The sequence below is a fragment of the Streptomyces saintjeani genome, from assembly GCF_055409605.1.
The window spans coordinates 6062116-6074565 of sequence record NZ_CP189624.1 but is presented as its reverse complement, the minus strand read 5'-3'; the positions used below and the strand labels follow the sequence as shown (position 1 = coordinate 6074565).

10 protein-coding genes and 1 pseudogene are annotated in these 12450 nt (G+C 72.7%); 1 reads left to right on the top strand and 10 read right to left on the bottom strand.

Annotated features, from left to right (window positions below; all coding sequences use genetic code 11):
• Positions 1-108: 108 nt before the first annotated feature.
• The 5 genes from ACQCO7_RS27840 to ACQCO7_RS27820 form a co-directional block, all read right to left on the bottom strand.
• A complete protein-coding gene (locus tag ACQCO7_RS27840) occupies positions 109-516 on the bottom strand; it encodes an ATP-binding protein (protein WP_464074377.1) in 408 nt (135 codons plus the stop codon).
• Between the two features lie 175 nt (positions 517-691).
• Entirely contained in the window at positions 692-1102 is a 411-nt protein-coding gene (locus ACQCO7_RS27835) for a (deoxy)nucleoside triphosphate pyrophosphohydrolase (protein WP_464074376.1), read from the bottom strand.
• Positions 1103-1203: 101 nt separating this feature from the next.
• Positions 1204-1398 (bottom strand): SPOR domain-containing protein, encoded by a 195-nt coding sequence (locus tag ACQCO7_RS27830; RefSeq protein WP_409117663.1) that lies wholly within the window; start codon positions 1396-1398, stop codon positions 1204-1206.
• Positions 1399-1693: 295 nt separating this feature from the next.
• Positions 1694-2446 carry a GntR family transcriptional regulator gene (locus ACQCO7_RS27825; protein WP_464074375.1) on the bottom strand — a complete coding sequence of 251 codons (753 nt, stop codon included), beginning with the start codon at positions 2444-2446 and terminating at the stop codon, positions 1694-1696.
• A 154-nt stretch (positions 2447-2600) separates the two neighbouring features.
• The gene (locus tag ACQCO7_RS27820; RefSeq protein WP_464074374.1) at positions 2601-3743 is read right to left on the bottom strand and encodes a DUF4190 domain-containing protein; all 1143 of its coding nucleotides are present in this window, start codon (positions 3741-3743) and stop codon (positions 2601-2603) included.
• A 915-nt stretch (positions 3744-4658) separates the two neighbouring features.
• Here ACQCO7_RS27820 and ACQCO7_RS27815 point away from each other — a divergent pair.
• Positions 4659-5843, top strand: a complete 1185-nt coding sequence (locus ACQCO7_RS27815) for an IS701 family transposase (RefSeq protein WP_464077304.1) — start codon at positions 4659-4661, stop codon at positions 5841-5843.
• A gap of 39 nt (positions 5844-5882) precedes the next feature.
• Here the strand turns inward: ACQCO7_RS27815 and ACQCO7_RS27810 are convergent, their stop codons facing one another.
• The 5 genes and pseudogenes from ACQCO7_RS27810 to ACQCO7_RS27790 form a co-directional block, all read right to left on the bottom strand.
• Positions 5883-7817, bottom strand: a complete 1935-nt coding sequence (locus ACQCO7_RS27810; protein WP_464074373.1) for a helix-turn-helix domain-containing protein — start codon at positions 7815-7817, stop codon at positions 5883-5885.
• A 201-nt stretch (positions 7818-8018) separates the two neighbouring features.
• Positions 8019-9194, bottom strand: a complete 1176-nt coding sequence (gene aroC, locus ACQCO7_RS27805; protein ID WP_464074372.1) for a chorismate synthase — start codon at positions 9192-9194, stop codon at positions 8019-8021.
• A gap of 40 nt (positions 9195-9234) precedes the next feature.
• Positions 9235-9714 (bottom strand): annotated as a pseudogene (locus ACQCO7_RS27800) (shikimate kinase); the annotation flags it as partial.
• 203 nt (positions 9715-9917) lie between these two features.
• Entirely contained in the window at positions 9918-11798 is a 1881-nt protein-coding gene (locus tag ACQCO7_RS27795) for an anthranilate synthase family protein (protein WP_464074371.1), read from the bottom strand.
• Positions 11795-12418, bottom strand: a complete 624-nt coding sequence (locus tag ACQCO7_RS27790) for an isochorismatase family protein (RefSeq protein WP_464074370.1) — start codon at positions 12416-12418, stop codon at positions 11795-11797. Before ACQCO7_RS27790 ends, ACQCO7_RS27795 begins: the two co-directional genes overlap by 4 nt.
• Positions 12419-12450 lie beyond the last annotated feature (32 nt).

Below are 12450 nucleotides of genomic sequence, written 5' to 3'. Positions count from 1 at the left end.
CTCTTCTAACCAGCGGGCACACCCTCGAACCACTCGGATCGACACGAGCCCCTGGCCGAAAACCGACGTACGCCGCCGACGAGGCGCCCGCGCCGGCGTTTTCGCAGGTCACTCGGACACCGCCAGTTCGAACCAGACCGTCTTGCCGGACGCGTCCGGACGCGTACCCCACCGGTTCGCCGCGGACGCGAGCAGCTGGAGCCCCCTGCCGCCCTCGTCCTCCGGCCGGGCCGCGCGCTCCCGGGGCGGGTCGGGCAGCGGATCGGAGACCTCGACGACGAGTACGCCACCGAGCCCGGCGGGACGGACGAGCCGCAGCCGGATCGGCCCGGCCGCATGCCGCAGGGCATTGGTCACCAGCTCGCTGACGAGCAGCACCGCGACATCGCTCACCCCCTCCAGCCGCCACCCCCGCAACTGCCCCCGAACAACCGCACGAGCCCCGCGCACCGCTCCCGGATCCGCCGGGAACGTCCACTCGGCGCAGTCGCCTTCGGTGTCGATCACGCCGATCACTTCCCAGCACAGCGATGCACACCATGTCCGATTTCAGATATTCGATAACCACATACCCGATATCGCACGCCCGGTACCACCCGACTTGGCGCACACCACCCCACCCGGCGCACACCCGCCCCCGCACTCCGGCACACACCACCCACGACCCCTCGCGCGGTCGCCCACCCCCGCCTCACTCCACCCCCGTACCCATCCTCCCCACCACTTCCCGCACCGCCTCCACATCCTGTTCCAGCCACTCGACGCCCCACACCTCGTCCCGCCCCAGCCACCGCAGGTCGTCGTGGTCCTCCAGCGGCGCAGGCCGGGGTGAACCGGGCCGCAGCCGGGCGACGTAGACCTGAAGGGTGTACGGCGACCGGAGCGGCCACTCCCCCGGCACCCGCTCCCCGACCTCCGCGTCCACCCCCAACTCCTCCCGGAGTTCCCGCACCAGCGCGTCCTCGGCCTTCTCCCCGCGCTCCACCTTCCCCCCGGGCAGCTCCCAGCGCCCGGCCAACTCGGGCGGCGCACTGCGCCGAGCAGCGAGCAGCCGCCCCCCGTCGAGAAGCGCCGCCCCGACCACCACGATCCGCTCAGTCATGCGCGGGAGCCTACGGGAGCCGGGGAAGGGGCCGGAGTCCTGCACCGTGGCGCCGCCCCGCCACCCACCACAGGGACACCCCGACCTCCCGCCCCCACCGGTCAGTTGCGGCTCGGATCCCCGTGCTGGCCCGCCCGCTCGACCCAATACATCTGCCGATGCCCGGCACCGTCCAGACTGTCCGCGATCTTCTGCGCCTCGTCCTGGGTCGCGTAACGCCCCACCCGGTACCGGTTCCCGTTGTCGTCCTGACGTATGACCAGCCAGGGCAGGGAGATGGTGTTGTTGTCGGTCATCGCGCCCCGCCCCTCCCGCACGCCCCACCCGCTGAGGAAACCGCACTCCGCATATGCCCGAGCCTACGCCCAACCTTCACGCACCGAACACGGCTTTTCACCAACAGACATGCAACAAGCCAGCCAGGAGGGGGCGTACACCCCCCGACCGACCTCGCGGAGCGGGAGATCCGCCCGCTCCCGCCCGCCCGGCCCGGAAATCCACCGGCCTACGGGACCGACGAGAAACGACCGGATTCAGCGGGAAAGCCCACCAGAACCCCGCAGAGCCCCCGCCCGGTCCCCGAAGGGCCCCTCAGCGGACCGGCAAGTGATAAGCCACCCGGTACCGGTCGGCCGGGATCACGACGTCCGCGGTCTCCACCGCCCTCCCCGACGCGAAGTACGTCCGCTGCACCACGATCACCACATGCCCGGGCACACCCCCCAGCGCGGCCAGCTCGTCCGCGAGCCCCGGCCGGGCCCCCACCTCCTCGGCGACGTTGTCGACGATGACGTCGATGGCCCGCATCCGCTCGACGACCCCCATCCCCCCGAGGGGCCCCTCCTCGGGCAGCATGACGGGCGTGCGCCCCGTGAGGGCCAGCGGCTCCCAGGAGGTGGACAGCATCATCGTCCGCCCGCCCTCACGGAAGACGTACCGCGTCCGCATGACCCGCCCCCCCTTCTCGATCCCGAGCCGGGAGGCGACAGCCGCGTCCGCGGCGGCCTGCTCGCTGCTGGACTCCCAGGTTCCGCGCACATCCCCCTCGGCCTGCTCCTGCCGGAACGGCGTGGCGCCCCCGACCGGCCGGAACCCGGAGCGGGCGATCCGGCGCGGGACCGGCCGCTCACGGACGTACGTCCCCGACCCGGAGCGGCCCTCGACCAGCCCCTCGGCCATCAGCACCTTGCGCGCCTCCAGCGCGACCGTGTCGGAGACCCCGTACTCCTCGCGGATGCGCGCCTGGGACGGCAGCCGCGTGTGCGGCGGGAGCGAACCGTCGGCGATCTTCCTGCGCAGATCCCCCGCGACCCTCAGATACGCCGGTTGCTCACCGATACTCACAAGGCCGCTCCCATCAGGCTTTACAGACAGCTACAGCCTGGCAACCGTGGGTTCCTCCATGCAAGCAAAGGCCAGAGAATCACTCGATGTGATGACAAAATCCGGGGTGGAGCTTTACGCCGGAACTTTCTCCCGGTATAGCCGCGTTCACACCTCAGACGTCGAGCCTGCCGCTGTCGTCGGCTGACGAGGGCACGGTGACCGCGAGCCCCAGCGCACTGCGCGCCCCGATCGTCGTGGCACCGTCGACGAACGCGTACCCGGCGTCGTACGCGTCGTAGTACGCGTCCGCGTCGTCGGCCACGGCGGCTTTGCGCCACGACTCGCGCGCTTCGCGCAGGTCCCGGACGAGAAGGTCGATCGAGGTCCGCGCGTCGGACCAGGGGCGCGCCTGAAGTGCCGTCGCCTGCTGTCCGAGCGCGTCACGGACCTCGGCGGCCCACGCCGTGTTGGCCGGCAGGTCCTCCTCCGGGTAGTCGTCGGGCTCGGCGTACAGGGCGTCGTCGATCGCGGACATGGCCGTCAGGAAGGCGATCTGGTCGTCGTCGAGGTTGGTCTCGTCGCGGCGCAGCGAGCCGAGCATGGGGCTGCCGAGGTCGGAGCGCGCGTACACGCAGGTGATCGCGCGGTCGCCGGACTCCCAGCCGTCGCGCTCGGGGAGCAGCGTGTACCAGTCGGTGCCGTCCGGCACGGCCCACGGGTCCATCGTGTAGCGGAGCTTGAGGTCGTAGCACTTCTCGTTGCCGACCTCCCGCAGCTTCGCCCGCCCGGGGAAGTCGTCGCCGCCGACGGGTACGACGCCGAAGATCTCGGCGTCGTGCGGGTCCGCGCAGTCGGCCTCGTCGACGTCGTACACGTCGGAGCCGATCGTGTCGCCCGGCGGCAGGTCGAAGCAGTCACCCGTGTCGAGCGCGGAGACGGTGGTGATCTCGGCGGCATCCTCGATGGCGTGGACGGTGTCGCGGGCGACGTTCGTGGTGAGCGCGACGAGCCACAGGGCGAGGCCGAGGGACGACAGGACGATCCCGATGACCGCCATCGCCTTCCCGCGCTCGCCGCGCCGCTTGATCTGGACGAGCGCGACGATCCCGAGGACGATCCCGACGGCGGGCAGGAAGCACAGCGCGCCGAGCACGAGCGCGGAGATCGCCACGCCGTTGACCTGCCGCACCGGCCGGAACGGCCCCGGCGCCCAGCCCTGTCCCCAGCCCTGCGGCACCGGCGCGGCGACCGGCACCTGTCCCGGCTCCGGGGCGCGGAACGGGTTGTCCTGAGGCTCGGGCGGGAGTGTCGACACGGGTGGCGTGCTCCTGGTTCGGACGGTCCGGTTTTCACACAGATGTGCGAGCGCATCGTAAGCGAGCGGTAACCGGGGGCGGAAACGCGTATGCGTACGGCCGTGCAGGCGGCGAACGCGCTCACCTCGCGGTGGGCCGGAGCCGTGGACGTCTCGCACGGTACGGCCTTCTCGGCGGCCGGGGTGTGGCCGCCGCTGGCGTTCCTCGCGGACGGAGCGGACGGGGCGGCCCGCGAAGAGCTGTCGGCGGCGGCGGGGGTACCGGCCTCACAGGCGGCGCCCCTGGCACGGGAGTTGCTCGCCGGGCTCGCGGACGTCGCCGGGGTGGACAGCGCGGTCGGGGTGTGGGCGCGGCGGACTCTGGAGCTGCGGGGGTCGTGGGGCGAGGGCCTGTCACGAGTTTCCGGGGCGGGGCCGAGGGGGGCGGCCGTCACTGTCCCCATCCCACCGGGAGAGCGTCCTCCGAAGGTGGGCCCATACGGTTTCCGCAGGTCAGACGCACCAGCCCGGCCCTCCTCCCCCGCATCCCCGGCGAACCATCCCCACGTGACCGGCCTCGCGCCCCCGAGGTCCACACCCCCCGTCCGGTGGGCCCGCGTCCGCTTGCTGCCCCATCCGGGGGCGGGACGGGCGGCTGACCCCGGGCGGGGGCGGGCGGTGTGGTCCGGGAACACTTACACCGCTCGTTGCAGACGCGGTGCAAGCCGTTTGTTGACGGCGTTGTCATCACGGCTTCGCACATGGGGCCGGGACAACCACCGGGCGCCCCAAAGTCGATAGCGGGCCCACCTGGTTACAGGGCGGTGACCAAAGAGACGGTTGGGACAGCGACCGACAGTAGCTGTCCCCCCACACACCGCTGAGGAGACCGTCGTGCCTGTGTCCACCTGCGCCGGGTCCGCACCCGCCGGGTCCGTGACCACACGCCACCAGTCCGCGGGCCGGCCCCCCGCCCCGGCCGTAGACGCCGTGGCCGCCGACCTGAGCCGGGTCCTGTTCGCGCCGTTCCGCAGAAGGGACCAACGGCGCAAGGCCGAGATGTACTTCCAGGGCCTGCTCACCACGAGCGGCCGCAAGTCCGTACGGAACATCGCCGCGCACCTGGGCGACCCCGGCGCGGAACAGGGCCTGCACCACTTCATCTCCTGTTCCACATGGGACTGGCGCCCCATGCGGGCCGCGCTCGCGGCCTACACGGAGCGGCTCGCGCCCGCCCAGGCGTGGGTCGTCCGCTCCATGCACATCCCCAAGGCCGGCGAGCACTCCGTCGGCGTGGACCGGCTGTTCGCACCCCAACTGGGCCAGCTCTTCTCCGGACAGCAGGCGATCGGCGTCTGGTACGCGTCCGAACGGCTCAGCGCGCCCGTCCACTGGCGCCTCCTCCTCACCGACCCCTGGGTCAGCGACCGGCGTCGCCGCGACCGGGCGGAGGTCCCGGAGAAAGCGCCCGCCGAGAGCCTCGAACAGTGCACGGCGGAAGCCGTCCTGGAGGTCGTCCAGCGGGGCGGCGGCGTCGCGCGCAGGCCCGTCGTCCTCGACGTCCGGGGCGGTACGACGGCGGCGACGCTGACGCGGCTCACGGACGCCGGGGTCCCGGTGCTGGCCCGGGTGACGGCGGCGACGCGGCTGGCTGTCGCCGACCGCGCGCTTCCCGGTTTCCGCGCCGGGCTCCTGTGCGCGTCGCAGATCCTGGAGGCGACGAAGGGGCTGCGCCGCCCGGTGACGTGGCCCGACCCGGCCAACGCCGGCGCGGTGCGCTCCGCGCTGGCGTCCGTGGTCCGCGTGACGGTCCCCGACGCGCAGGGGCGCCGCCACCCGATGCTCCTCCTGGGCGAGTGGTCCGACCCCAACCAGCCGCCGTCCGCGGCGTGGTTGACGAACCTGAGCCAGTCGCCGGTGGGCCGCCTGGTCCGCCTCACCCGACTGCCCCGCCGGGTGGAGACGGACTTCACGGAGATAGGCGAACCGTGCGGCCTGCGGGACTTCATGGGCCGCTCCTTCCCCGGCTGGCACCGCCACGTGACCCTCGCGTCGGCCGCCCACACGGCGATGTCGCTGGCACGGGCGGACCACGCCCTGACGATGCCGCCCCACCTGTAACCCTCGTACCGAGCCCCCGCCGACAGGGTTCGGTACGACTCAGCGGCGCAGGACGTCCCGGACCCGGTGGAGACGCAAGGCCAGTTGGATCTCCAGCAGGGGCCCGGGGTTCTGCCAGTCGGGACCCAGGAGGGCGGTGATGCGTTCCAGGCGGCGGGAGACCGTGTTGGGGTGGACGTGAAGCGCGCCGGCGGCACCTGTGGGGCTGGACTTCGCCGCGAAGTACGCCTCCAGCGTGACCGCGAACTCCGTGAAGTGCTCCTCGTCGTGGCGGAGGATCGGCCCGATCGTGGAGTCGACGAAGCCACGGACGTCACGGTCGTCGGAGAGCAGCACGCCCAGGAAGCCGAGGTCTTGGGGCGCGGCGGTGGCACCGGGCGCGTCCAGGGCCGTCACCGCGTCCAGGCACCGCACCGCCTCCTGGAAGATCCGCCGCACCTCAAGGACCCCCCGCCCCGGCCCGGCCGCCCCGCAGGACACCGGCCGCCCGAGCAGCGGCGACAGCTCCCCGGCGACGGCCCGCGCGGCGGCGGACGCGTCGGTGCCGGGCAGGAGGAGGACCATGCAGCCGTCGTGCTCGGTCTTGAGGCCGGTCATGCGGTGGACGTAGGAGAGGGACCAGACGGTGGCCCGCCCGTGGTCACCACCCTCGGGCCGCATGACGACGAGGACGTACGGCTCGTCGAGGTCGACGCCGAGCTGACGCGCGCGCTGGGCGATCCGGCGGGGCGCGCGGGGCGGCGCGGAGACGAGTTCGTCGAGGAGCTCGTCGCGCTGGGGGCCCTCGGTGAGGCCGGCGCTGCCCTGGATGAGGAGCTGAACGGCGCACACCTGCGCGGCGAGCTGGAGGAGCCGCTCGTCGGCGCCGACGAGCGGGGTCTCGGGGTCGAGGACGAGGTACCCGAGGTTCTCGGCCCCGGCGATGACGGGCGCGACCCAGACCCCGCCGGGGGTACGGACGGTGGTCCGCCGGGCGTGGGCGTCGAGGATGGCCTCGGCGACGGTACCGCGAGCACCCGCGACCGCGGCCCCGCCGAAGCCGTCCGCGCCCTCGTCCTCGCCCTCGCTGCTCGCCAGCAGCCTCCCGGCGGGGTCGAAGAGCCGGGCCCGCCCGTCCAGCGCGGCCCCCGTCGCCGAGACGATCGTCGCGAGGTTCGCCCCCACCAGTGGCAGGCTCATGATCCGCCCGTACGCGTCGGTGAGTTCCTGGAGCCGGACGAGCCCGGCGCGCACCCGGTAGTTGTCCTGCTCCAGCTCGGTGGACTGGTGCCGGGCGTGCTGGAGGAGGCGCGCGTTGTCGACGGCGAGAGCCGCGAGGTCGGCGAACTGGATCATCGCGCCGACCTCGTCGGGCGTGAAGTGCCGTACGGCGCGCTGGGCGCCGTAGAGGACGCCGACGGCGGAGTCACCGACGCGTAAAGGGACGGCGAGGAGGGCGCGCAGCCCTTCCGCCTGGGTGGCCTCGTCGAGCCCCTTGGACGTGATGAAGGAGTGGTCGAGGAGGCAGTCGGCGGTCCACGCGGGCGACTTGGTGCGCAGGACGCGCGCCCCGACGCTGCCCTCGGAGACGAGGTCGACGTTGGTGCTGAGGTCGGTGACGGACCCCTCGGCCGCGTGCCCGCGGATCTCGCCGTCGAGGTCGGTGAGGACGACGAAGGCGATGTCGAGGCTGAGGAGCCGGCGGGCGCGCCGCGCGACGGTCCGCAGCAGCGCGTCGACGTCGGGCGCGTCCATCAGGTCGCGGGCGGTGTCGACGAGCGCGGTGAGGTCGTCCTCCCACTGCCGGCGTCTGCCGGGCCGTTCGGGCAGGGCACGGGCGAGCTGTACGGCCCGGCTCAGGCGCCCGAGTTCCGCGTCGGGCAGGCCCTCACGGCGGGCCCGTACGAGCAGCGAGTCGAAGCGGCTCGGCGGGCTGTCCTCCGCGAGGAGTTCCAGCACGGCGAGTATGTGACTGTCCGAGTTCGGCGGCTCCATCACCCAACCCATCCCCCGTAGTTCGAAATGCGATCTTCCCGGAAGGTAGAGGTCTGCCCGGCCATCGGTCAACGCTCTGCGACACTTCAGCAGCGGACAGTCAGATCGGTGATCGAAGTGGCCGACAGGACAGGGTACTTGATGAAGATTCAGCCCTGCGGAAAACAGATTCAGCCCTGCGGAAAAACGGGGCGCGGCCGGCTAAAGGGTTTCCAGATATCCGCGAATGTTCCTCCGGACCTCCACAACGCTGTCACCTCCGAACTTCTCCCCGACCGCGTCCGCGAGGACGAGCGCGAGCATCGCCTCGGCGACGATCCCGGCGGCCGGCACCGCGCAGACGTCGGAGCGCTGGTGGTGGGCGACGGCGGGTTCGCCGGTCGCCATGTCGACGGTCCGCAGCGCGTGCGGGACCGTCGCGATCGGCTTCATCGCGGCGCGCACGCGCAGGAGTTCACCGGTGGACAGCCCGCCCTCGGTCCCGCCCGCGCGCCCACTGGCCCGCCGTACGCCGTCCGGCCCGCGCACGATCTCGTCGTGGGCCTGTGAACCCGGGACGCCCGCGAGCGCGAAGCCGTCGCCCACCTCCACGCCCTTGATCGCCTGAATTCCCATGAGCGCGGCGGCGATCCGGGCATCGAGCCGCCGGTCCCAGTGCACGTGCGACCCGAGCCCGACCGGTACGCCGTACGCCAGCACCTCGACGACCCCGCCGAGCGTGTCCCCGTCCTTGTGGGCCCGGTCGATCTCGGCGACCATCGCCTTCGAGGCGTCGGCGTCGAGACAGCGCACCGGGTCCGCGTCGAGTCCGCGTACGTCGGACGGGGTGGGGAGAACTCCGTACGGCGCCCGCGCGCCCGCCAGTTGGACGACGTGGCTGACGATCCGCACGCCGGCCGTCTCCTGGAGATACGCCCGCGCGACCGCGCCCAGCGCCACACGGGCCGCCGTCTCCCGCGCCGACGCGCGCTCCAGCACCGGCCGTGCCTCGGTGAATCCGTACTTCTGCATCCCGGCGAGGTCGGCGTGGCCCGGACGCGGGCGGGTCAACGGGGCGCCCCGCTGTACGCCGTCGAGTTCGGCGGGGTCCACCGGGTCGGCGGCCATCACCTTCTCCCACTTGGGCCACTCGGTGTTGCCGATCATGACGGCCACCGGGGAACCGAGGGTGAGACCGTGCCGGACGCCGCCGAGGAAGGTGACCTCGTCCCGCTCGAACTTCATCCGGGCACCCCGGCCGTACCCGAGCCGCCGCCGGGCAAGGTGGTCGGCGACCTCGGCGGTGGTGATGGGGACTCCGGCGGGGAGACCTTCCAGGGTGGCGACCAGGGCGGGGCCGTGGGATTCACCGGCGGTGAGCCAGCGGAGTCTGGTCAAGGGGGGCTCCTTGAAGGGGGGTTGTGGGGGGCGGCAGGGCAGCGGTCTTCAACTCCAGCGCGTCCAGGGCCGCTTCGGTCACCTCGTCCGGTGTACGCCGGTCCGTGGCGACGATCGCCGTGGCGACCTCCTCGTACAGATGACGGCGTGCGGCCATCAACTCCCGCCACCGGTCGAGGGGGTCGGCGGCGAGCAGGGGGCGCCCGGCGCCGAGGTCCAGCCGCCGGGCCGCCTCGGCGGCACCCATCGTCAGGTACAGCACCCGGCGTCCGGCGAGCAGCGCGCGCGTACCGGGGTCGAGGACGGCCCCGCCGCCGAGGGCGAGGACACCGCCGTGCCCGTTCAGCGCCCGGAGGACCGCCCGCTTCTCGGCGGTACGGAAGGCGGGTTCGCCGTCGGCCGCGAAGATCTCGGCGATGGTGCGGCCCTCGGCGGTGACGATGTCGCCGTCGGTGTCCCGGAAGCCGGTGCCGAGCCGGGCGGCGAGGAGCCGGCCGACGGTGGACTTGCCGACGCCCATGGGGCCGACGAGGACCGCGACGGGGCCGGTGAGGTGCGGGGCGGGGGCGGTGAGGTGCGGGCCGGGGCCGGTGAGGTGCGGGCCGGGGGCGGTGAGGCGCGGGCCGGTCAGGTGCGGGACGGGGCCGGGGGCGCCGGTGGTCCGCGCCCCGGTCTCGCCGGTGGGGCAACTCGCCTGCCCGGCCCGGGAGTCGGCCCCGCCCCTCACGACGCGAGCGCCGGCAGCCCCGCCACCAGCGCGTCGAGCAGCCCCGCCGTGATCCGGGGCCCGTCCACCGTCAGCAGCGACTCCGCGTGGAACTGCATCGAAGCGAACCGCCCCGACCGCAGCGCGTGCACCTCCCCGGTCGCCGGATCGCGGCTGACCTCGACCTCCGTGCCGTCGGGGAGGGTCAGCCGGTCCCGGTCCGCCCGCGCCGAGAACGTGTTGTAGAAGCCGACGCGCTCGGACACCCCGAACAGGTCGATCTCCTTCTGCACCCCCTGGTTCGGTACGTCACGCCGGACCAGGTCCAACCCCAGCCGCCGGGCGAGGACTTGGTGGCTCAGGCAGACCGCGAGGAACGGTCTCCGCTCCCGCAGCAGGCAGCTCACCGCCGCGTCGAGGTGGGCGATCTTCACGTGCCCGGTGTCCTGGGGGTCGCCGGGCCCCGGGCCCATGACGACGAGGTCGAACTCGTCGAAGACGTACGGCTCGTCGAACCGACGGACCGTCACCTCCAGCTCCAGCGCCTTGAGTTGCTTCTCGATCATCGACGTGAACGTGTCCTCCGCGTCGACGACGAGCACCCGCTGTCCGGCGAGCCGGGGCCGGGAGCCGACCTGCGCTGCGCCGTCCGCCAGCCAGAAGTCGGCGACGGAGAGGTTCCGTCGCTCCAGCGCCGCCCGCACCTCGGGATGCGAGGTGAACCGGGTCGGCCCGCCCGCCTCCAGCGCCGCGACCAGCCCGGCCGCCTTGGCCCGGGTCTCGGCGACCTCGGCGAGGGGGTCGGAGTGCCGTACGAGGGTCGCGCCGACGCCGATGCGCACCCGGCCACCGGCGTCGATGTCCGCCGTACGGATGAGGATTGCGGAGTCCATCGTGCGGACTCCCCGCTCGTCGCGCCCGATCAGCGCGGCGACCCCGCTGTAGTACCCCCGCCCGCGCGGCTCGTGACGGGCGATCACCCGGCACGCGCTCTCCAGCGGGCTGCCCGTGACGGTCGGCGCGAAGAGCGTCTCGCGCAGGATCTCGCGCGGATCGCGGTCGCAGCGCCCCTCGATGAAGTACTCGGTGTGCGCGAGCCGCGCCATCTCCTTGAGGTACGGCCCGACAACTCGCCCGCCGTCCACGCAGATCCGGGCCATCATCTTGAGTTCCTCGTCGACGACCATGTACAGCTCGTCGGCCTCCTTGCGGTCGGCGAGGAAGTCGAGGACGCCGGGCAGGGTCGGCCCGGACTCGGGGTAGCGGTACGTCCCGCTGATCGGGTTCATGACGGCGGTGCCGTCGTGCAGGCTGACGTGCCGCTCGGGCGTCGCGCCGACGAACGTACGCTCCCCGGTGTGCACGACGAACGTCCAGTACGCCCCGGTCTCCCGCTCGACGAGGCGGCGGAAGAACGTCAGCGCGGAGTGGACGCCGTACCCGGTGATGTCGGCCGTGAACGACCGTTTGATCACGAAGTTGGCGCCCTCACCGGTGCCGATCTCGTCCGCGACGACGCGCCGCACGATCTCGGCGTACTCCTCGTCCCCGACGTCGAAGTGACCCCCCGTCAGCTCGATCCCGGCGTCCGGGATGCGTGCCAGCGCCTCGGCGAGCGGCAGGGTCTCCTGTTCGGTGACGCTCATCGCGATGAGCGGCGCGCCGTCGTCGTGGCTCTCGAACCCCCGCTCGGCGACCTGCCGGTAGGGGATGAGGACGAGCACTTCGGCGCCGGGCCCGCGGTCGTCGGACAGCGGTATCTCCCCGAGCGTGGAGGGGAGTCGGACCTCCCCGAGCAGCACGTCCAGCGAACGGGGCCCCGCCGTCTCCGGCCGGAACAACACGGCGAACGGCCCGGCGGACCCCTCAAGCACCCTCTGTAGAGCGTCCGTTGTCATCCCAGGACCTCCTTCGTCGGCAGGACGACCGCGCAGCAGCGGGCCGCGTACTCCAGAGCCATCCGGTGGTCGCTCTCCCCGAAGTCCGCGACGGCGTCGGCGACCAGGAACGTCTCGATGTCGTGCGTGTACGACTCCACGCAGGTCGCCAGCACGCCGACGTGCGCGTAGATCCCGCACACGACCAGCTGATCCCGCCCGGCGTCCCGCATCCGCCGCAGCAGATCGGTGTTGAAGAACGCGCTGTACCGCCACTTGGTGAGCAGCCAGTCCCCGTCTCGGGGAGCGACGGGTTCGACGACTTCCCGGTCAGCGGGGTCGACGCGCATCCCGGGCCCCCAGAAGTCCTTGAGGAGCCCGCGCTGTTGGGGAGTCATGCCACCGGGTTGGGCGGTGTAGGCGACGGGCACGGAGGCGTCCCGGGCCCAGGAGGTCAACTCGGCCGCGTTGCCGATGAGTTCGGTACGCAGAGCGTCGGGAAGGGGCCGGAGGAAGTAGCGCTGAAGGTCGTGAAGGAGAAGAACAGCTCGCGAGGGATCGACGGTCCACCCGGGGATGCGGGCCGGAAGGGACTCGGCGGTGGGCATCGGGTAGGGGTCGATGGACGGCAGCCCGGCCATGGGTTTCCTTTCAAGTGGGGTTCAGGACATGC